Raw genomic sequence first — 20,765 nt, forward strand, 5'->3', positions numbered from 1 at the left:
GTGTGCAAGATCATGGACTACGGCAAGTTCAAGTACGAGGCCGCGCAGAAGGCGCGCGAATCGCGCAAGAACCAGCAGCTGACCGTGATCAAGGAGCAGAAGCTCCGGCCGAAGATCGACGACCACGACTACGAGACCAAGAAGCGCAACGTCGTTCGCTTCCTCGAGGCCGGGTCGAAGGTCAAGGTCACCATCATGTTCCGTGGCCGCGAGCAGTCGCGTCCGGAACTCGGATTCCGGTTGCTGCAGCGTCTGGGTGCCGACGTGGCCGATCTCGGCTTCATCGAGACCGCTCCGAAGCAGGACGGCCGCAACATGACCATGGTGCTGGCCCCGCACAAGGGCGCGAAGACCCGCGTGAAGGCCCAGGAAGCAGCCCAGGCCAACACCGCCAAGTCCGCTCCGGCCGCTCCCGCGCCTGCCGCCGAGCAGCCGACGACCGAGCAGGGCGACACGCAGACCAGCTGACCGCTCGGGCAGCACAGCCGGTGCTGCGTGAGTTAGACGTACCCGAACAACCGGAAGAACTGAGGACTCCATGCCCAAGTCGAAGACCCACAGCGGCACCGCGAAGCGATTCAAGGTGTCCGGCAGCGGGAAGATCCTGCGCCAGAAGGCCGGCCGCCGCCACCTGCTCGAGCACAAGTCCTCGCGGGTCACCCGTCGCCTCGACGGCAAGGCCGTCGTCGCCGACGTCGACGCGCCGCGCATCAAGCGCCTGCTCGACATCTGAGCTTTCCCGACCGACCATCCCGGGGGCGAGAATCTGCCCCCCGAAACTGACAGGACATATCAGTGGCACGCGTGAAGAGGGCAGTCAACGCCCAGAAGAAGCGCCGTTCGATTCTCGAGGCTTCCAAGGGCTACCGCGGGCAGCGCTCGCGGCTGTACCGCAAGGCCAAGGAGCAGCAGCTTCACTCGCTGACCTACGCCTACCGCGACCGTCGTGCGCGCAAGGGTGACTTCCGCAAGCTGTGGATCAGCCGCATCAACGCCGCTGCCCGCGCCAACGACATCACCTACAACCGGTTCATCCAGGGCCTCAAGGCCGCCGGTGTCGAGGTCGACCGCAAGATCCTCGCCGAGCTCGCCGTCTCCGACGCCGAGGCGTTCGCGGGCCTGGTCGCCGTCGCCAAGGCCGCCCTGCCGGCCGACGTGAACGCTCCGGCCGCCTGAGCGCAGCGCTGAACGACACGACAGCACAGAAGCGACCCGTGGATCCGCTCACCGAGCGCACTCCACGGGTCGTTTCTGCTGTGAAACTGCTGCGTACCGCCGAACGCCGCAAGGCCGGCCGCTTCCTCGCCGAGGGGGAGAACTCGGTCGCCGAGGCGCTCGAAACCGCGACCGTGCACGAGGTGTTCGTCACCGCCGCCGCGGCCGACCGCTATCCGGGTCTGCTCGACGCCGCGCACCGTCGCCGCGTCCGTGTCTCGCTCGTCACCGACCGCGCCGCCGAGCGACTGTCGGACACCGTCACCCCGCCCGGCGTAGTCGCCGTGTGCGACCTGCTCGACGTGCCCCTCGACTGGGCGCTGTCCGCGCAGGCCCGGCTCCTCGCGGTGCCCGTCGCGGTGGGGGAGCCCGGCAACGCGGGCACCGTCATCCGGGTCGCCGACGCCGTCGGCGCCGACGGCGTGATCCTCGCCGGCGACAGCGTCGACCCGCACAACGGCAAGTGTGTGCGTTCCTCCGCGGGCAGCGTGTTCCACCTGCCGGTCGCCCGGGAGCGCGACACCGACCGCGTGCTCGGTGCGCTCGCCGACGCCGGTCTGCAGGTGCTCGCCACCGCCGCGGACGGCGAAGTGAATCTCGACGACGCCGACGAGCTGCTCGCCGCGCCCACCGCCTGGCTGTTCGGTAACGAGGCCCACGGATTGGACCCGCAGATCGCCGCCCGCGCCGATCATCGGGTGCGGATCCCCATCCGGGGCCGCGCCGAATCGCTGAACCTGGCGACCGCCGCCGCCATCTGCCTGTATGCCAGCGCGCGGGTGCAGCATCGCGTGCACGGACCCATCACCTAGGATTTGTGTGTTGTGCTGCCGGGATCCGGTTCCGGCGGCACCCGACAGAAAACGTTCGCCGGAAGAAGGAGTTGCACCGGTCGTGGCCAAGAATGAGGGCGGCACGCCGCCGGCAGTGGACCCCAGCGCGCTGGCCGAGGAAGCGCTCGCCGCCGCCGAGAAGGCCGCGCAGGAAGCGTTCGCCGCCGCCACCGACCTCGACGCGCTCGCCCAGGCGAAGATCGAGCACCTCGGCGACAAGGCGCCCATCTCGCTCGCGAAGCGGGCGCTCGGATCGCTGCCCGGCAACGAACGCGCCGACGCGGGCAAGCGGGTCAACGCGCACCGCACCGCCGTGCAGGCCGCGTTCGACGAGCGCAAGGCGCAGCTGCAGGCGGAACGTGACGCCGCGGTCCTCGTCGCCGAGGCGATCGACGTGACCCTGCCGGCGAATCGCCGCGCCGTCGGCGCCCGCCACCCGATCACGATCATCTCCGAGCAGGTCTCCGACGTGTTCGTCGCGATGGGCTGGGAGGTGGCCGAGGGCCCGGAGGTCGAGACCGAGCACTTCAACTTCGACGCCCTGAACTTCCTGCCGGACCACCCGGCGCGGACCATGCAGGACACCTTCCACATCGCCCCCGAGGATTCGCGGCAGGTGCTGCGCACCCACACCTCCCCGGTGCAGGTGCGGACCATGCTGTCCCGCGAGATCCCCATCTACGTGGTGTGCCCGGGGCGCACCTTCCGCACCGACGAGCTCGACGCCACCCACACCCCGGTGTTCTCGCAGATCGAAGGCCTCGCGGTCGACAAGGGCCTGACGATGGCGCACCTGCGCGGCACCCTCGACGCGTTCGCCCGCGCGCTGTTCGGTCCCGACACCCGCACCCGCATGCGGCCGAACTACTTCCCGTTCACCGAGCCGTCGGCCGAGGTCGACGTGTGGTTCCCGAACAAGAAGGGCGGCGCCGGCTGGGTCGAGTGGGGCGGCTGCGGCATGGTCAACCCCAACGTGCTGCGCGCCTGCGGCATCGACCCCGACGTCTACAGCGGATTCGCGTTCGGCATGGGACTCGAGCGCACCCTGCAGTTCCGCAACGGCATCTCCGACATGCGCGACATCGTCGAAGGCGACGTGCGGTTCACGCTGCCGTTCGGCGTGCAGGGCTGACGCCCGCCCCAAACCCGACCACCCCCGAGAATCGAACGAACGAGAAAGCTGAACTCACGTGCGAGTAGCGCAGTCCTGGCTGACCGAGATCCTGCAGCGTTCCACCCCGGAATGGAACGTCACCGCCGAGGAGCTCGACGCGGGATTCGTCCGGGTCGGTCTCGAGGTCGAGGAGGTCGACACCCTCGACCGCATCGACAACCTCGTCGTCGGCCGGGTCGTCGAGATCACGGAGCTCACCGAATTCAAGAAGCCCATCCGGTTCTGCCGGGTCGACGTCGGTGAAGCCGAGCCGCGCGGCATCGTGTGCGGCGCCCGCAACTTCACCGAGGGCGACCTCGTCGTGGTCGCGCTGCCCGGCGCGGTCCTGCCCGGCGACTTCGTCATCGCGACCCGCAAGACCTACGGGCAGGTGTCCGACGGCATGATCTGCTCGATCGCCGAACTCGGGATCGGCAAGGACCACTCCGGCATCCTCGTGCTCGAGGAGGGCAGCGCGGAGCCCGGCACAGACGCCAACGACCTGCTCGGCCTCGGCGACACGGTCATCGAATTGAACATCACCCCGGACCGCGGCTACTGCTTCTCGGTGCGCGGCCTGACCCGCGAACTCGCGTGCGGGTTCGACCTCGAGTTCTCCGACCCGGCGCAGGTCACCCCGAACCCGGCCGACGGCGAGGCCTACCCGATCCGGCTCGAACCCGAGTCCGGCGCCACCCGGTTCGCGGCACGGAAGGTCACCGGCATCGATCCCGACGCGGTGTCGCCGTGGTGGCTGCAGCGTCGTCTGCTCACCGCCGGGGTGCGCCCGATCAGCCCCGCGGTCGACGTCACCAACTACGTGATGCTCGAGCTCGGTCAGCCGCTGCACGCGTTCGACGCGGCGACCCTGCAGGGTGAGCTCGTCATCCGCCGGGCCCGCGCGGGCGAGAAGCTCACCACCCTCGACGGTGTCGAGCGCGTCCTCGATCCCGAGGACGTCGTCATCACCGACGACTCCGGTGTCATCTCGCTGGCGGGCATCATGGGCGGCGCCACCACCGAGGTCGGCGACACCACCACCGACGTGCTGCTCGAGGCGGCCACCTGGGATCCGCTGGCGGTGTTCCGCGGCAATCGTCGGCACAAGCTGTCCAGCGAGGCCGGTAAGCGCTTCGAACGCAACGTCGACCCCGAGGTGGCACTGCCCGCCCTGGACCGGGCGGCGTCGCTGCTGGTGGAGATCGCCGGTGGCCGGGTCGAACCGCTCCTGACCGACGTGTCGGTCCCGGTCGAGCCGGTCACGATCCGCATGGACATCGACCTTCCGGACCGGGTCGCCGGGGTCACCTACCCGAACGGCACCGCCGCGCGGCGACTCACCCAGATCGGTTGCGCCGTCGAGGTCGGTGTCGGGGTGGACGGGCACGGCCAGCTCGTCGTGACCCCGCCGTCGTGGCGCCCGGACCTGCGTCAGCCCGCCGACCTGGTCGAGGAGGTGCTGCGCCTCGAGGGTCTCGAGCAGATCCCGTCGGTGCTGCCCGCCGCCCCCGCGGGCCGCGGTCTCACCCCGTCGCAGAAGCGCCGCCGCGCCGTGGGCCGGGCCCTGGCGTCCGACGGGTACGTCGAGGTCCTGGCGCCGGTGTTCCTGCCCGCGCACGTGTTCGACACGTGGGGTCTGGACGCCGACGACCCGCGCCGCCACACCACCAAGGTGCTCAACCCGCTCGAATCGGATCGTCCCGAGCTCGCGACGACGCTGCTGCCGGGTCTGCTCGAGGTGCTCTCGCGCAACGTCGCCCGCGGCCAGCGGGACCTGTCGCTGTTCTCGATCGCGCAGGTCGTGCTGCCTGGCGCCGAGACCGGCCCGGTCCCGGTCCTGCCGGTGGATCGTCGGCCCACCGACGAGGAGATCGCCATGCTGGAGCGGTCGCTGCCGAAGCAGCCGGTGCACATCGGCGGTGTGCTGTGCGGGCTGCGTGAGCCCGCCGGTCCGTGGGGTTCCGGTCGCGCCGCCGACGCCGTGGATGCCTTCGCGGCGGCCGAGACGGTCGCGGCGGCGGCCGGGGTGCGGATCGAGCGTCGCGTCGCCCGCTACCTGCCGTGGCATCCGGGCCGCTGCGCCGAACTGGTCGTCGACGGTGAGGTCGTCGGACATGCCGGTGAGCTGCATCCCGCGGTGATCGAGCGTGCCGGTCTGCCGGCCCGCACCTGCGCGTTCGAGCTGAATCTCGATGCCCTGCCGATCGTCGAGTCGCTGCCGGCGCCCGTCGTGTCGCCGTTCCCGCCGGTGTTGCAGGATGTCGCGGTCGTCGTCGACAAGGCCGTGCCCGCGGCGTCGGTCGAGGCGGCGCTGCGCGCCGGGGGCGGCGATCTGCTCGAGGACGTGCGCCTGTTCGACGTGTTCGAAGGCGCCCAGGTCGGGGAGGACCGCAAGTCGCTGGCGTTCGCGCTGCGGTTCCGCGCTCCGGACCGCACCCTCACCGAGGACGAGGCGAGCGCGGCCCGCGACGCCGCGGTGGCTTCCGCGTCGGCTGCAGTCGGGGCGCAACTGCGCGGATGATGGTCGGGTGGGCACGTATGTAGCCGTCGGGGGTGTGCGTGCCCACCTCGATCCCGGGAATCGACAGGATTTCGGCGCGGCCGCTGCGTCGGCGGCGATGGGGGACAGCGCCCCGACCGGCGACGTAGCCTGGAACCATGACCACGGACCCGCGCGACCCCGACCGTGCTCCCGAACCCGAGCGGCCCGACCACCCGGTTCCGGATGTGACTCCGGCCGAACCGAATTCGCCGACCGTGCCCGACGTGCCGCCGGGCCCGGACATCCCGGACGTGACGCCCGCCGACCCCGAACCGGAGGTCGAACCGTCCCCGTCGGTGCCCGACGTGACACCCGCCGAAGGGGTGGTGCGCGCACCGTCGCCGTCGATCGAGGAGATCACCGGCTACACCGAGGCGGGGGTGCCGACCTTCGAGGCGGTCCGCGACAAGATCGAGAAGCGTCTCGGCACCGCGATGGGTGCGGAGGAACTGGCCCGGGAGACCGAACCCGCGCGCACGCTCGAGGAGGAGTTCGAGGACAGGAAGAAGGCGGCCGCGGACAAGCTCGCCGAGATCCGGCGTTCGATGAGCTCCTGATCCACCGCCGGCTGCCCGCCGCCCATCCGGTGTCCGAGCGAATGTACCGTTCATTCGGTTGAAGGAGACGGGCGATACATTCGCTCGGGTGGGGGTCGGCGGTTCCGGCGACCCGTGAGTGAATAAATTTGCATCGCCGTGCATAATGAATCGTATGGGTAACTCACCGGCATTCACGGCGACGCCGCAGTCGCCGATTCGGGTCGCGGTGGCGGGCGCCAGCGGCTACGCGGGCGGCGAAGTCCTCCGCCTGCTCCTCGGGCACCCCGCCTACCAGGACGGCTCCCTCGTCATCGGCGCACTGACCGCCGGCGGCAACGCCGGCGCGACCCTCCGCGAGTTCCACCCGCACCTGCTGCCCCTCGCCGACCGCGTCCTCGGCGCCACCGACCTCGACACCCTCACCGGTCACGACGTCGTCTTCCTCGGCCTACCCCACGGGCACTCGGCGGTCATCGCCGAACAGCTCCCGGACACCACCGTCGTCATCGACTGCGGCGCCGACTTCCGGCTCGAATCCAGCGACGACTGGGCACGCTGGTACGGCGGCGAACACGCCGGCACCTGGCCCTACGGCATGCCCGAACTCCCCGGCAAACGCGAGCAGCTCGTCGGCGCCACCCGCATCGCGGTGCCCGGCTGCTACCCGACGTCCGCCTCGCTCGCGCTGGCCCCGGCGGTCGCCGCCGGCATCGTCGAACCGAAGGTGCAGATCGTCGCGGTCTCCGGCACCTCCGGCGCCGGCAAGTCCCCGAAGGTCGACCTGCTCGGCTCCGAGGTGATGGGCTCGGTCCGCGCCTACGGCGTCGGCGGCGTCCACCGGCACACCCCGGAGATCAAGCAGAACCTCTCCGCCCTCGCCGGCACCGAGGTCTCCGTCTCCTTCACCCCCGTCCTCGCGCCCATGCCGCGCGGCATCCTCGCCACCTGCACCGCACCGACCACCGCGACCGCCGCCGAGGCCCGTGCCGTGTACGAGAAGGCCTACGGCGACGAGCCGTTCGTGCAGCTGCTCCCCGAGGGCGTCCTGCCGGCCACCGGCTCGGTGGTCGGGTCCAACGCCGTGCAGCTCGCCGTCACCGTCGACGCCGACGCCGGCCTGCTGATCGTCGTCGCCGCGCTCGACAACCTGACCAAGGGCACCGCCGGCGCCGCGGTGCAGTCCATGAACCTGGCGCTCGGCCTGCCCGAGACCGCCGGCCTGTCCACCGTAGGAGTGGCCCCGTGACCGACCGGACCCCGCCCGCCGACGACACGCACGCGGAGCACGTCTACGCCGACGCCGTCGACATCGCCGGAGGACGGCTCATCCGCACCCAGGGCGTGACCAGTCCCGCCGGTTTCCGGGCCGCCGGGATCCGTGCCGGCATCAAGGCCAGCGGCAACCCCGACCTCGCGCTCGTCTTCAACGAGGGCCCCGACCTGGCCGCCGCCGGCGTCTTCACCACCAACAAGGTCAAGGCCGCCCCCGTGCTGTGGTCCAGGCAGGTCCTCACCTCCGGCGCGCTGCGCGCGGTCATCCTCAACTCCGGCGGCGCCAACGCCTGCACCGGTCCCGGCGGTTTCCAGGACACCCACGCCACCGCCGAGGCCCTCGCCGACGCGCTGAGCAACTGGGGCACCGAAACCGGTGCCGGCGAGATCGCGGTGTGCTCCACTGGCCTGATCGGCGACCGGCTGCCCATGGACAAGGTCCTCGCCGGCGTGCAGGAGATCGTCCACGAACTCGGCGGCGGCATCTCCGGCGGCACCGACGCCGCCTACGCGATCATGACCACCGACACCGTCCCCAAGCAGGCCGCGCTGCACCACGCCGACAAGTGGAACGTCGGCGGCATGGGCAAGGGCGCCGGCATGCTCGCCCCCGCGCTCGCCACCATGCTGGTCGTGCTCACCACCGACGCGGTCGCCACCTCCGCCCAGCTCGACGAGGCACTGCGCAACGCCACCCGGCGGACCTTCGACCGGCTCGACATCGACGGCGCCACCTCCACCAACGACACCGTGCTGCTGCTCGCGTCCGGTGCCAGCGGCATCGCCCCCGCCCAGGAAGACCTCAACGCCGCGGTCCTCGCCGTGTGCGACAGCCTCGCCGACCAGATGATGGCCGACGCCGAGGGCGTCACCAAGCGGGTCACCGTCACCGTCCGCGGCGCCGCCAGCGAATCCGACGCCCTCATCGGCGCCCGCACCGTCGCCCGCGACAGCCTGGTCAAGACCGCGCTGTTCGGCTCCGACCCCAACTGGGGCCGCGTCCTCGCCGCCATCGGCATCGCCCCCATCGAACTCGACCCGGACAAGATCTCGGTGACCTTCAACGGCAGTCCCGTGTGCATCGACGGCGTCGGGGCACCCGGCGCCCGCGAGGTCGACCTGTCCGGCATCGACATCGCCCTCGACATCGACCTCGGCATCGGCGACGCCGAAGTGTCCATCCGCACCACCGACCTCTCGCACGCGTACGTCGAAGAGAACTCGGCGTACTCGTCGTGACGGCACAGAATGTGACGGGAGACGACATGCTCGACGACCTCATCGCGAGCCTCACCTCGCACCAGAAGGCATTCGTGCTCGCCGAGGCACTGCCCTGGCTGCAGAAGTTCCGCGACAAGATCGTCGTCGTCAAGTACGGCGGCAACGCCATGATCGACGACGACCTCAAGTCGGCGTTCGCCGCCGACATGGCCTTCCTGCGCACCGTCGGCATCCACCCCGTGGTCGTGCACGGCGGCGGCCCCCAGATCAACGCCATGCTGAAGCGCCTCGGCATGGAAGGGGAGTTCCGCGGCGGCTTCCGGGTCACCACACCCGAAGTCATGGACGTCGTACGGATGGTGCTCTTCGGCCAGGTCGGCCGCGAACTGGTCGGGCTGATCAACAGCCACGGCCCGTACGCCGTCGGCATCTCCGGTGAGGACGCCCGGCTGTTCACCGCCACCCGACGCACCGTCGTCGTCGACGGTGAGGACACCGACATCGGGCTCGTCGGAGACGTCACCACCGTCGACCCGGCCGCCGTCCTCGACCTCATCGCCGCCGGCCGCATCCCCGTCGTCTCCACGATCGCGCCGGATGCCGACGGGGTCGTGCACAACATCAACGCCGACACCGCCGCGGCCGCGCTCGCCGAAGCGCTCGGCGCCGAGAAACTCGTCGTCCTCACCGACGTCGAAGGGCTCTACACGAACTGGCCCGACCGCAGCTCGCTGGCGTCGCAGATCGACGCCGCCGCGCTCACCGAACTGCTGCCGTCCCTCGACGCGGGCATGGTCCCCAAGATGGAAGCCTGCCTGCGCGCCGTGCAGGGCGGGGTCCCCACCGCTCACGTCATCGACGGCCGCCAGCCGCACTCCGTTCTGCTCGAACTGTTCACCGAAGAGGGCATCGGCACCATGGTGACCCCCACCCAGGAAGGCACAGCATGACCGGCACGTCCGATCTGCAGGAACGCTGGGCGCATTCGCTCATGCACAACTACGGCGTGCCGAAGGTCGCGCTCGTCGCCGGTGACGGCGCGATCGTCACCGACGCCGACGGCAAGCAGTACCTCGACCTGCTCGGCGGCATCGCCGTCAACAGCCTCGGCCACCGCCACCCGGCGATCATCGAGGCCGTCACCGCACAGCTGAACCAGCTCGGGCACGTGTCGAACCTGTACGCCTCGCCGCCGGTGCTCGAGCTCGCCGAACGGCTGCTCGCGCACTTCGGGCACGAGGGCCGGGTGTTCTTCTGCAACTCCGGCACCGAAGCCAACGAGGCAGCCTTCAAGATCGCCCGGCTCACCGGCCGCCTCAAGATCATCGCCGCGGAGAAGGCGTTCCACGGCCGCACCATGGGCGCGCTCGCCCTCACCGGCCAGCCCGACAAGCGCGCACCCTTCGAACCCATGCCCGCCGGCGTCGAATTCGTCCCCTACGGCGACATCGCCGCCCTCGAAGCCGCCGTCGACGAGAACACCGCCGCCGTGTTCCTCGAACCGATCATGGGCGAGTCCGGTGTCGTGGTCCCGCCCGAGGGTTACCTCGCCGCGGCCCGGCGCATCACCACCGAGAAGGGCGCGCTGCTCGTCCTCGACGAGGTGCAGACCGGCATCGCCCGCACCGGCACGTTCTTCGCGCACCAGGCAGCCGGGGTCGTCCCGGACGTGATGACCCTCGCCAAGGGACTCGGCGGCGGCCTGCCCATCGGCGCCGTCGTCGCGACCGGCCCCGCCGCCGAGCTGTTCCAGCCCGGGAAGCACGGCACCACCTTCGGCGGAAACCCCGTGTGCGCGGCCGCCGCGCTCGCGGTGCTGCGCACCATCGACGAGCAGAATCTCCTCGACCACGTCAACTCCGTCGGCAAGCACCTCGCCACCGGCATCGAGGAACTCGGACACCCGCTCGTCGACCACGTCCGCGGCTCCGGTCTGCTGCTCGGCGTCGTCCTCACCGCCCCGAAGTCGGCCGCGGTCGAGGCGGCCGCGCGCGACGCCGGATACCTCGTCAACGCCGCGGCACCCGACGTCATCCGGCTCGCCCCGCCGCTGATCCTCACCGAGGACCAGGCCGACGGGTTCGTCGCCGCACTGCCCGCGATCCTCGACACGGCCCAGACGGAAGGGACGAGCTAACCCATGGTCAGGCACTTCCTGCGCGACGACGACGTCACCCCCGCCGAACAGGCACAGATCCTCGACCTCGCAGCCGAGCTCAAGAAGGCGCCCCTGTCGCGCCGCCCCCTCGAGGGGCCCTACAGCGTCGCGGTGCTGTTCGACAAGACGTCCACCCGCACCCGCTTCTCGTTCGACGCCGGCATCGCCCAACTCGGCGGTCACGCGATCGTCGTCGACGCCGGCACGACCCAGCTGGGCAAGGGCGAAACCCTCGAGGACACCGCGCGCGTCTTCTCCCGGTACACCGAGGCCGTCGTGTGGCGCACCTACGGTCAGGACCGCATCGAGGCCCTCGCCGCGCACTCCACCGTCCCGGTGGTCAACGCGCTCACCGACACGTTCCACCCGTGCCAGGTGCTCGCCGACCTGCAGACCATCCGCGAACACAAGGGCAGCACCGCGGGCCTCTCCCTGGCCTACTTCGGCGACGGCGCCAACAACATGGCGCACTCGCTGATGCTCGGCGGCGTCACCGCCGGCATGCACGTCACGATCGCGTCCCCGGCCGAATTCGTCCCCGACCCGGGCATCGTGGCCGCCAGCTGTGTCCGCGCCGAGGAGACCGGCGGCAGCGTCACCCTCACCGACGACCCGCAGGCCGCCGCAACCGACGCCGACGTGCTCGTCACCGACACCTGGGTGTCGATGGGACAGGAGGACGACGGCCTCGACCGCGACTCGGTGTTCCGGCCGTTCCAGGTCGACGCCGAACTCCTGGCCCTGTCGAAACCCGACTCCATCGTGCTGCACTGCCTGCCCGCCTACCGCGGACGGGAGATCACCGCCGATGTCCTCGACGGACCCCGTGCGGTCGTGTGGGACGAAGCCGAGAACCGGCTGCACGCCCAGAAGGCGCTGCTCGTGTGGTTGCTCGAGCAGCGGGAGCACTGACCGTGAGCACCGCCGCGAGCCGACCCGAGGGAACGACGGACCGCCCCGCCGCATCCTCGGCCCCGACGCGCGCGGCGCGGCAGGCGCGGATCACCGCGCTCGTTTCGACCCGCGAGGTGCGCAGCCACACCGAACTGGCCGCGCTGCTCGCCGCCGAAGGCATCGAGGTGTCCACCGCGACCCTGTCGCGCGACCTCGAGGAACTCGGCGCGGTCAAGCTCCGCGCCGCCGACGGGGGAGCCGGGGTGTACGTCGTGCCCGAGGACGGCAGCCCCGTGCGCGGGGTGTCCGGAGGCACCGACCGATTGTCCCGTCTCCTGGGGGAATTGCTCGTCTCCACCGACCACAGCGGCAACATCGCGGTGCTGCGCACACCGCCCGGGGCAGCGCACTATCTGGCCAGTGCACTCGATCGGGCATCATTACCTGAGGTCGTCGGCACGATCGCCGGGGACGACACCATCGCGGTGATCGCCCGGGAGCCGACGACGGGGGCTGAACTGGCCGCCAAAATCGAATCACTCGCGTGAACTACCACCCATAGACGTCAGTCGAATCAAGAAGGAGCGCAAGAACAATGGCCGATCGCGTCGTACTCGCCTACTCGGGCGGGCTGGACACCTCCGTTGCCATCAGCTGGATCGGCAAGGAGACCGGCAAGGAGGTCGTCGCCGTCGCCATCGATCTCGGCCAGGGCGGCGAGGACATGGAGGTCGTGCGTCAGCGCGCCCTCGACTGCGGTGCCGTCGAATCCATCGTCGTCGACGCCAAGGACGAATTCGCCAACGAGTACTGCCTGCCCACCATCCAGGCCAACGCGCTCTACATGGACCGCTACCCGCTGGTGTCCGCGATCAGCCGTCCGCTGATCGTCAAGCACATCGTGCAGGCCGCCCGCGAGCACGGCGGCACCATCGTCTCGCACGGCTGCACCGGCAAGGGTAACGACCAGGTGCGCTTCGAGGTCGGCTTCGGCGCCCTCGCTCCCGACCTGCAGGTCATCGCCCCGGTGCGCGACTACGCGTGGACCCGCGAGAAGGCCATCGCGTTCGCCGGCGAGCACAACCTGCCGATCAACGTGACCAAGAAGTCGCCGTTCTCCATCGATCAGAACGTGTGGGGCCGCGCCGTCGAGACCGGCTTCCTCGAGGACCTGTGGAACGCCCCCACCAAGGACGTCTACGACTACACCGAGGACCCCACCCTCAACTGGCAGGCCCCCGACGAGCTGATCGTCACCTTCGAGGCCGGCCGCCCAGTCGCGATCGACGGCAAGCACGTCACCGTCCTCGAGGCCATCCAGCAGCTCAACAAGCGCGCCGGCGCGCAGGGCGTGGGCCGCCTCGACATGGTCGAGGACCGCCTCGTCGGCATCAAGAGCCGCGAGATCTACGAGGCGCCCGGCGCCATCGCCCTGATCACCGCGCACCAGGAACTCGAGCACGTCACCCTCGAGCGTGAACTCGGCCGCTACAAGCGGCGCGTCGAGGAGCGCTGGAGCGAGCTGGTGTACGACGGCCTGTGGTACTCGCCGCTCAAGACCGCTCTCGACGCCTTCATCAAGCACACGCAGGAACGCGTCACCGGCGACATCCGCATGGTGATGCACGGCGGACACATCACCGTCAACGGCCGCCGCAGCCCCGAGTCGCTGTACGACTTCAACCTCGCCACCTACGACGAGGGCGACAGCTTCGACCAGTCCAACGCCAAGGGCTTCGTGCAGATCCACGGCCTGTCGTCGAAGGTCGCCGCGAAGCGCGATCTGGGCCTGTAGATCATGACCAGCCAGGACTCTCACGGCACCAACGAAGGCGCCCTGTGGGGCGGCCGGTTCGCATCCGGACCGGCCGCCGCCATGGCGGCACTGAGCAAGTCCACGCACTTCGACTGGGCGCTCGCCCCGTACGACGTGCGCGCCTCCCAGGCGCACGCGAAGGTCCTGCACCGGGCCGGGCTGCTCAGCGACGACGACCTCGCCACCATGCTCGACGGCCTCGACCGGCTCGCCGCCGACGTCGCGTCCGGGGCGTTCGTTCCCGCCGAGTCCGACGAGGACGTCCACGGCGCCCTCGAACGCGGCCTCATCGACCGGGTCGGACCGGAGGTCGGCGGACGCCTGCGCGCGGGCCGGTCCCGCAACGACCAGGTGGCCACGCTGTTCCGGATGTGGCTGCGCGACGCCGCGCGGCGCATCTCCGACGGGGTGCTGAACGTCGTCGAGGCCATCGCGAACCAGGCTGCCGCGCACCCGCAGGCGGTCATGCCGGGCAAGACGCACCTGCAGGCCGCGCAACCGGTCCTGCTCGCGCACCACCTGCTCGCGCACGCGCACCCGCTGCTGCGCGACGTGCAGCGGCTGCGTGACTTCGACAAGCGTGCCGCCGTGTCCCCGTACGGATCCGGTGCGCTCGCCGGGTCCTCGCTCGGGCTCGACCCCGATGCGATCGCCGCCGAGCTGAACTTCGACTCGGCCGCGGACAACTCGATCGACGCGACCAGCTCGCGCGACTTCGCAGCCGAGGCCGCGTTCGTGTTCGCGATGATCGCGGTCGACCTGTCGCGCATGGCGGAGGAGGTGATCCTGTGGAGCACTCCCGAGTTCGGGTACATCACCCTCGCCGACGAGTGGTCCACCGGATCGTCGATCATGCCGCAGAAGAAGAACCCGGACGTGTCCGAGCTCACCCGCGGCAAGGCGGGTCGTCTCATCGGCAACCTCACCGGCCTGCTCGCGACCCTCAAGGCGCAGCCGCTCGCGTACAACCGCGACCTGCAGGAGGACAAGGAACCGGTGTTCGATTCGGTGGCGCAGCTCGAGCTGTTGCTCCCGGCGATCACCGGCCTGGTCGAAACGCTGACGTTCCACACGGACCGGATGGCCGAGCTCGCGCCCGCCGGGTTCACCCTCGCGACGGACATCGCCGAGTGGATGGTGCGTCAGGGCGTGCCGTTCCGGGTCGCGCACGAAGCGGCCGGCGCGTGCGTCAAGGTCGCCGAAGGCCGGGGCGTGGGACTCGAGGACCTCACCGACGAGGAACTCGCCGCGGTCGATCCCGCCCTCACCCCGCAGGTGCGCGAGGTCCTCACCGTGGAAGGGTCCATCGCGTCCCGCAACGCGCGTGGTGGCACGGCCGGAGAGCGCGTCGCCGAGCAGCTCGCGGGGGTCCGCGCGACCGCGCGTGAGCTGCGGGAGCAGGTCCGCGCCTGACCGATCCGAACAGGCCGGTTCGACCGACGCCGGGTGTGACCCACACGGCGTTTCGAACCGGCCTGTGGCATACCCGGCGTGTGGCAGGCTGGGGTTCTGACATGTCGGATTGCGGTACACGCGGCGGATGGGGTGCGGTTCGTGGGACTGGGGAGTGAATCGGTGATGGGGCCGTTGCGTCGCGTCGTGGCGACGGCGCAGAACGGCCTCGAGGTGATTCGGTTCGGGGGGCTCGAGACCGGGGCGGCGCCGTCGCCGTACCAGGTCGTCGCCCGGACTCCGATGTACCGTCTGCGCCGCTACTTTCCCGAGACCGATACCGCCTCGACCGGGATCCCCGTTGTCCTCGTTCCGCCGATGATGATGTCGGCCGATGTGTACGACGTGACCCGCGAGAAGGGCGCGGTCGGAATGCTGCACGCCGTCGGTCTCGATCCGTGGGTCGTCGACTTCGGGTCCCCGGACCAGGAGGAGGGCGGCTGGAGCCGCACCCTCACCGACCACATCGTCGCCCTCGACGAGATCGTCGACCGGGTTCACGACTACACGGGCCGCGACATCCATCTCGGCGGATACTCGCAGGGCGGCATGTTCTGCTATCAGGCCGCGGCATACCGGCGCAGCCGCAACATCGCCAGTCTGATCACGTTCGGTAGTCCCGTCGACACCCTGGCGGCGTTGCCGTTCGGTATCCCGGATGCCATCGCGGTCCGCAGCGCGGATTTTCTCGCCGACCACGTCTTCAACCGGATGGCGATCACCGGGTGGATGGCCCGCACCGGCTTCCAGTTCCTCGACCCGATCAAGACGGTGCGGGCGCGGCTCGAGTTCGTCATGCAGTTGCACGACCGGGAAGCGTTGCTGCCGAGGGAACCGCAGCGCCGATTCCTCGACACCGAGGGCTGGGTCGCGTGGTCGGGTCCCGCGGTCGCGGATCTGCTGCGTCAGTTCATCGCGCACAACCGGATGGTCAGCGGCGGATTCGTCATCAACGACCGGGCGGTGACCCTCGCGGACATCACGTGCCCGATCCTCGCGTTCGTCGGTGAGGTCGACGATATCGGGCAGCCCCTCGCCGTGCGCGGCATCCGCAAAGCGGCCCCTCGTGCGCAGGTGTTCGAATACTGTTTGCGCGCAGGTCATTTCGGACTCGTCGTCGGCACCTCCGCGGCGCAGCACACGTGGCCCACGGTCGGGGAATGGGTGCTGTGGCGCGAGCAGCAGGGGGACCGGCCCGTCGGCATCGTCCCGATGGCCGTGCCCGAACCGCACGCCGAGGGCGAGACCGGCGTGTCCGTCACCAGCCGGCTGACCCACACCGCCGCCACCATCGCCGAGGTCGGTGTGGAAGTGGGCAAGGGTCTCGCCGAGATCGCCGCCGGTACCGTCCGCGGCGCCCGCGAACTGTCCGGTGAGGCCGCGCGGGCGCTGCCGCGGCTCGCGCGGCTCGGGCAGATCCAGCCGCACACGCGGATCTCCGTCGGCAGCCTCCTCGCCGAGCAGGGCCGCAAGGCCGCCGACCGTGAATGCTTCATCTTCGAGGATCGCGTCTACACCTTCGCCGCGGTCAACCGCCGCATAGACAACGTCGTGCGGGGACTCATCCACGGCGGCGTGCGCCCCGGGATGCGTGTCGGTGTCCTCATGGACACGCGCCCGAGCGCCATGGCCGCGGTCACGGCGGTCTCCCGTATCGGTGGGGTGTCGGTGCTGCTGCCACCCGGCTCCGACCTCGACGAGACCCTCCGGCTGGGCGCCGTCGAGAAGATCGTCACGGACCCGGAGCACCTCGGGACCGCCGTCGCGACCGGTCTGCCCGTCCTCGTGCTCGGCGGCGGCGACGTGCGCGACCTCGACGTCGAACCCGGCTCGGACGTCATCGATCTCGAACGCCTCGACACCTCCACGATGGAGCTGCCGGGGTGGTACGTGCCGGACCCCGGCATGGCCCGCGAACTCGCCTTCATCCTGTTCACCGGCCACGGCGATTCGCTCGAGATGAAGCTGGTCACCAACCACCGGTGGGCACTGTCGGCGTTCGGTACCGCGACCGCCGCGGCCCTCGGCCGCGGCGACACTGTGTACTGCCTCGCGCCGCTGCACCATTCGTCGGGACTGCTCGTCAGTTTCGGAGGTGCACTCGCCGGTGGATGCCGCATCGCGCTGTCCCGGGGACTGGATCCGGCGCGGTTCAGCGACGAGGTGCACCGCTACGGCGTCACCGTCATCACCTACACGTGGGCGATGCTGCGGGAGATCCTCGACAGCCCGTCGCTGCACATCGACGACATCCACCCGGTGCGCCTGTTCATCGGTTCCGGCATGACCCCCGGCCTGTGGCGGCGCACCATGGAGCGGTTCGCCCCCGCGCAGGTGCTTGAGTTCTACGCCTCCACCGAAGGCGCGATCGTGCTGGCCAACGTGTCCGGCGCGAAAGTCGGGTCGAAGGGCCGGCCGCTGCCCGGCAGCGCCGAGGTCCGGCTGGCCGCCTACGACCCGGTCGGCCGGCGATTCGTCGAAGACGAACGAGGTTTCGTCCGGGAGAGCGTGCCCGGCGAAGTCGGACTGCTGCTCGGCCGCTACAGCTCGACCACGGACATCTCCGCAAGCGTGATGCGCGGTGTGTTCGAGACGGGCGATGCGTGGGTCCCCACCGAGAACCTGTTCCGGCGCGACGCGGACGGCGACTTCTGGCTGCTCGACAACAAGCGCACCGTCATCGTCACCCCGCGCGGCCCGGTCTATGCGCAACCCGTCGTCGACGCGCTCGGCGCGCTCCCTCGGGTCGATCTCGTCGTCGCCTACGGGGTGCGCGCCGGCGATACCGACCTCGCCGTGGCCGCGTGCACGCTGCGCGAGAACAAGGCGCCGAGCTCCGTGGAGATCACCGCGGCGCTCGATGCACTGCCGGCCGCCGAACGCCCCGACATCGTGCACGTGGTGCCGCGCATCCCGCTCGGGCCGTCCTTCAGGCCCATCGCGGACGATCTGCGAGCACAGGGTGTTCCGAGGCCGACGGTGCGTTCCTGGTACGCCGACCCCGAGACCGGAACGTACAAGCGGCTCACCAAGGCGGTGGCAGCGCGGCTGGCGACGGGCGTCGTCGATTCGGGTTCCGCTGCGCGGTAGCCTTGGTCCCGTTCGCATATCGCACTTCGAGAGGACAACGGTGGCTGTCGACCCCACGCTGTTGAGCATCCTGGCCTGCCCGCAGGACAAGGGGCCGTTGCTCCTCGTGGACGACGTCGTCCTCTACAACCCACGGTTGCGGCGCGCCTACCCCATCGAGAACGGCATTCCCGTCCTTCTCGTCGACGAGGCGCGCGAGGTGACCGATGCCGAACACGACGACTACGTCGCGCGCGGGGTCGCGGGCTGGACGCAGGACTGATCGGCTGACCGGCGACGGCACGTACAGCAGGGCGCAGCTGAGCGCGGCGGACCCCGTCGCGGGCGCACGCCTGCTGCTCGGCGCGATCCTCCGGGTCGGCGACGTCGCACTGCGCATCACCGAGGTCGAGGCGTACGGAGGGCCCGAGGACGGTCCCTGGCCGGACCCGGCCGCGCACTCGTATCGCGGCCGCACCGCCCGCAACGCGGTCATGTTCGGACCGGCGGGTCATCTGTACGTGTACCGCAGCTACGGCATCCATCACTGCGCGAACATCTCGATCGGACCCGACGGGGTCGCGGCCGCGGCACTGCTGCGCGGTGCGCACGTCGTGTCGGGAGAGGAGACCGTCCGCGCTCGCCGCACCCCGGGTACCGCGGAGCCGAACCTGGCGAGGGGACCGGGCAACCTCGCCGAAGCGCTCGGTCTGACACTCGCCGACAACGGCCTCGACGTGTTCGATGCGACGTCGCGAGTGCGTCTCGACCTCGCCCCCGGCACCGTCCCGGACCCCGTGGAGACCGGTCCCCGGGTCGGCATCACGCAGGCAGCCGATCGGCCGTGGCGGCTGTGGATTCCCGGCGCGATCGGGGTCTCGGCGTACCGGCGGAGCCCACGGGCGCCGGCCGCGAATCCGCGGATGGGATGATCGAGCGGTGACTGAGCACATTCTCGACGAACTCACCTGGCGCGGGCTCATCGCCCAATCGACCGACATCGACGCACTGCGACGGGACCTCGACGCAGGTCCGCTCACGTTGTATGCCGGTTTCGATCCGACCGGGCCGAGTCTGCACGCCGGTCACCTCGTGCCTCTCCTCGCTCTCAAGCGTTTCCAGCGCGCGGGCCACCGGCCGATCGTTCTCGCAGGTGGGGCCACCGGCATGATCGGCGATCCCCGCGAGGTGGGGGAGCGGACGATGAACTCCGTCGACACGGTCGCCGAATGGGCCGAACGCATTCGCAGTCAGCTCGAGCGGTTCGTGGACTTCGACGATTCCCCGACCGGCGCGATCGTCGCCAACAACATGGACTGGACCGGGCAACTCAGCGCGATCGACTTCCTGCGCGGAATCGGCAAGCACTTCTCCGTCAACGTGATGCTCGCCCGCGACACCGTCAAGCGCCGTCTCGAAGGCGACGGCATCTCGTACACCGAGTTCAGCTACATGCTTCTGCAAGCCAACGACTTCGTCGAGCTGCGCCGCAAGTACGGCTGCACGCTGCAGGTCGGCGGCTCCGACCAGTGGGGCAACATCATCGCCGGCGTCGAACTCAACCGCCGCGTCGACGGTGAGTCCGTGCACGCACTCACCGTTCCGCTGGTGACCTCCGCGGACGGCAAGAAGTTCGGCAAGTCCACCGGCGGCGGCAGCCTGTGGCTCGACCCGGAGATGACCACGCCGTACGCCTGGTATCAGTACTTCGTGAACGCCGGTGACGCCGACGTGATCAAGTACCTGCGCTGGTTCACGTTCCTCGACCAGGAAGAACTCGCCGAGCTCGAGGTCGCCACCGCGGAACGCCCGCAGGCCCGTGAGGCCCAGCGTCGGCTCGCAGCGGAAATGACCACGCTGGTCCACGGAGAGGCGAACACCCGCGCGGTGGAGCTCGCGAGCCGCGCACTGTTCGGTCGCGGAGAGCTTGCCGATCTCGACGAGGGCACGCTCGCGGCGGCGCTGGCCGAGGCATCGATCGCCGAAGTCCACAAGGGCGAGCCGTCCACGATCGTCGACCTGCTCGTCACGACCGGACTGTGCGAGAGCAAGGGCGCGGCGCGGCGCACGGTGAAGGAAGGCGGCGCCTCCGTCAACAACGCGCGTATCGCTTCGGAGGACTGGACGCCCGGCGAATCGGACGTTCTGCACGGGCAGTGGCTCGTCATCCGGCGCGGCAAGCGGAACTTTGCCGGCGTGCGCCTCGTCCGGGGCTGACAGCGCTCTCATGTTACGGGCTGACGGGCCGTTGACCTGCGGATTTGACGGCCCGTTAGCGGAGGCGTAACTTAGTCGTCGTTCGAGCGAGAGGGACACAGACCCGGACCGGAAGGTACGGGCAACTTTAGTGCCCCGCGATGATCGGACAGCCAAGCAGAAGATCGTACCGGTTCGAAGTGATTTTGACTCGGTAAGATGGACCTGCTAGGTTAGAACAGTTGCCCCGGAGCGGGTCGGACGCCAGTCCGGAACGCGATGGTGTGTGCGTGTTCTTTGAGAACTCAACAGTGTGCCGATGAATGTCAGTGCCAAATTTTTTTGGTGCGACCACTTCACATTTATGTGGGTGGTTGTTGCTGGACATCACATTCTTCCGTCTGT

General features: G+C 70.0%; 19 protein-coding genes. All 19 read left to right on the forward strand.

What is annotated here, in order from left to right:
• The coding region (infC, locus tag M1M07_RS29240; RefSeq protein WP_248676408.1) for a translation initiation factor IF-3 at positions 1–468 on the forward strand (468 nt) is incomplete at its 5' end.
• A gap of 70 nt (positions 469–538) precedes the next feature.
• Complete coding sequence (gene rpmI / locus M1M07_RS29245; protein WP_197251525.1) at positions 539–733, forward strand: 50S ribosomal protein L35; 195 nt, start codon at positions 539–541, stop codon at positions 731–733.
• A gap of 62 nt (positions 734–795) precedes the next feature.
• Positions 796–1,176 carry a 50S ribosomal protein L20 gene (gene rplT / locus M1M07_RS29250; protein WP_006553977.1) on the forward strand — a complete coding sequence of 127 codons (381 nt, stop codon included), beginning with the start codon at positions 796–798 and terminating at the stop codon, positions 1,174–1,176.
• Between the two features lie 38 nt (positions 1,177–1,214).
• Complete coding sequence (locus M1M07_RS29255) at positions 1,215–2,027, forward strand: RNA methyltransferase (RefSeq protein ID WP_248676409.1); 813 nt, start codon at positions 1,215–1,217, stop codon at positions 2,025–2,027.
• An 82-nt stretch (positions 2,028–2,109) separates the two neighbouring features.
• Positions 2,110–3,180, forward strand: coding sequence for a phenylalanine--tRNA ligase subunit alpha (gene pheS, locus M1M07_RS29260; RefSeq protein ID WP_248676410.1), 1,071 nt, complete (start codon positions 2,110–2,112; stop codon positions 3,178–3,180).
• A gap of 58 nt (positions 3,181–3,238) precedes the next feature.
• Positions 3,239–5,722, forward strand: coding sequence for a phenylalanine--tRNA ligase subunit beta (gene pheT, locus M1M07_RS29265; RefSeq protein ID WP_248676411.1), 2,484 nt, complete (start codon positions 3,239–3,241; stop codon positions 5,720–5,722).
• Positions 5,723–5,859: 137 nt separating this feature from the next.
• Positions 5,860–6,300, forward strand: coding sequence for a PspA/IM30 family protein (locus tag M1M07_RS29270; RefSeq protein ID WP_248676412.1), 441 nt, complete (start codon positions 5,860–5,862; stop codon positions 6,298–6,300).
• Between the two features lie 154 nt (positions 6,301–6,454).
• Positions 6,455–7,528: an N-acetyl-gamma-glutamyl-phosphate reductase gene (gene argC, locus M1M07_RS29275; RefSeq protein ID WP_197252504.1), complete on the forward strand. Its 1,074-nt coding sequence runs from the start codon at positions 6,455–6,457 to the stop codon at positions 7,526–7,528.
• 62 nt (positions 7,529–7,590) lie between these two features.
• Positions 7,591–8,793, forward strand: coding sequence for a bifunctional glutamate N-acetyltransferase/amino-acid acetyltransferase ArgJ (gene argJ / locus M1M07_RS29280; protein WP_248676413.1), 1,203 nt, complete (start codon positions 7,591–7,593; stop codon positions 8,791–8,793).
• Positions 8,794–8,819: 26 nt separating this feature from the next.
• Positions 8,820–9,725 (forward strand): acetylglutamate kinase, encoded by a 906-nt coding sequence (gene argB, locus M1M07_RS29285; RefSeq protein ID WP_248676414.1) that lies wholly within the window; start codon positions 8,820–8,822, stop codon positions 9,723–9,725.
• Positions 9,722–10,912: an acetylornithine transaminase gene (locus tag M1M07_RS29290; RefSeq protein WP_197252503.1), complete on the forward strand. Its 1,191-nt coding sequence runs from the start codon at positions 9,722–9,724 to the stop codon at positions 10,910–10,912. Before argB ends, M1M07_RS29290 begins: the two co-directional genes overlap by 4 nt.
• Positions 10,913–10,915: 3 nt before the next feature.
• Positions 10,916–11,845 carry an ornithine carbamoyltransferase gene (argF, locus tag M1M07_RS29295; RefSeq protein ID WP_197252502.1) on the forward strand — a complete coding sequence of 310 codons (930 nt, stop codon included), beginning with the start codon at positions 10,916–10,918 and terminating at the stop codon, positions 11,843–11,845.
• Positions 11,846–11,847: 2 nt separating this feature from the next.
• Entirely contained in the window at positions 11,848–12,375 is a 528-nt protein-coding gene (locus tag M1M07_RS29300; protein WP_197252501.1) for an arginine repressor, read from the forward strand.
• Between the two features lie 47 nt (positions 12,376–12,422).
• Positions 12,423–13,622, forward strand: coding sequence for an argininosuccinate synthase (locus tag M1M07_RS29305; protein WP_197252500.1), 1,200 nt, complete (start codon positions 12,423–12,425; stop codon positions 13,620–13,622).
• A gap of 3 nt (positions 13,623–13,625) precedes the next feature.
• Positions 13,626–15,056, forward strand: coding sequence for an argininosuccinate lyase (gene argH, locus M1M07_RS29310; RefSeq protein WP_197252499.1), 1,431 nt, complete (start codon positions 13,626–13,628; stop codon positions 15,054–15,056).
• 141 nt (positions 15,057–15,197) lie between these two features.
• Entirely contained in the window at positions 15,198–18,185 is a 2,988-nt protein-coding gene (locus M1M07_RS29315) for an acyl-CoA synthetase (protein WP_197252498.1), read from the forward strand.
• Positions 18,186–18,225: 40 nt separating this feature from the next.
• The gene (locus M1M07_RS29320) at positions 18,226–18,447 is read left to right on the forward strand and encodes a Trm112 family protein (protein WP_197252497.1); all 222 of its coding nucleotides are present in this window, start codon (positions 18,226–18,228) and stop codon (positions 18,445–18,447) included.
• Positions 18,392–19,096 (forward strand): DNA-3-methyladenine glycosylase, encoded by a 705-nt coding sequence (locus M1M07_RS29325; protein WP_197252496.1) that lies wholly within the window; start codon positions 18,392–18,394, stop codon positions 19,094–19,096. The genes M1M07_RS29320 and M1M07_RS29325 overlap by 56 nt, the downstream gene beginning before the upstream one ends.
• 7 nt (positions 19,097–19,103) lie before the next feature.
• Positions 19,104–20,381 carry a tyrosine--tRNA ligase gene (gene tyrS, locus M1M07_RS29330; RefSeq protein ID WP_197252495.1) on the forward strand — a complete coding sequence of 426 codons (1,278 nt, stop codon included), beginning with the start codon at positions 19,104–19,106 and terminating at the stop codon, positions 20,379–20,381.
• Positions 20,382–20,765: the final 384 nt, after the last annotated feature.

The sequence above is a fragment of the Rhodococcus sp. HM1 genome (assembly GCF_023218075.1).
Taxonomy (GTDB): domain Bacteria; phylum Actinomycetota; class Actinomycetes; order Mycobacteriales; family Mycobacteriaceae; genus Rhodococcus.

Bases quoted from the DNA above. Each gene is read 5' to 3' on its own strand.
- argH (WP_197252499.1), top strand. From the start codon at position 13,626: ATGACCAGCCAGGACTCTCACGGCACCAACGAAGGCGCCCTGTGGGGC.
- rpmI (WP_197251525.1), top strand. From the start codon at position 539: ATGCCCAAGTCGAAGACCCACAGCGGCACCGCGAAGCGATTCAAGGTG.
- M1M07_RS29305 (WP_197252500.1), top strand. From the start codon at position 12,423: ATGGCCGATCGCGTCGTACTCGCCTACTCGGGCGGGCTGGACACCTCC.
- M1M07_RS29290 (WP_197252503.1), top strand. From the start codon at position 9,722: ATGACCGGCACGTCCGATCTGCAGGAACGCTGGGCGCATTCGCTCATG.
- M1M07_RS29270 (WP_248676412.1), top strand. From the start codon at position 5,860: ATGACCACGGACCCGCGCGACCCCGACCGTGCTCCCGAACCCGAGCGG.
- argC (WP_197252504.1), top strand. From the start codon at position 6,455: ATGGGTAACTCACCGGCATTCACGGCGACGCCGCAGTCGCCGATTCGG.
- M1M07_RS29325 (WP_197252496.1), top strand. From the start codon at position 18,392: ATGCCGAACACGACGACTACGTCGCGCGCGGGGTCGCGGGCTGGACGC.
- argF (WP_197252502.1), top strand. From the start codon at position 10,916: ATGGTCAGGCACTTCCTGCGCGACGACGACGTCACCCCCGCCGAACAG.
- argB (WP_248676414.1), top strand. From the start codon at position 8,820: ATGCTCGACGACCTCATCGCGAGCCTCACCTCGCACCAGAAGGCATTC.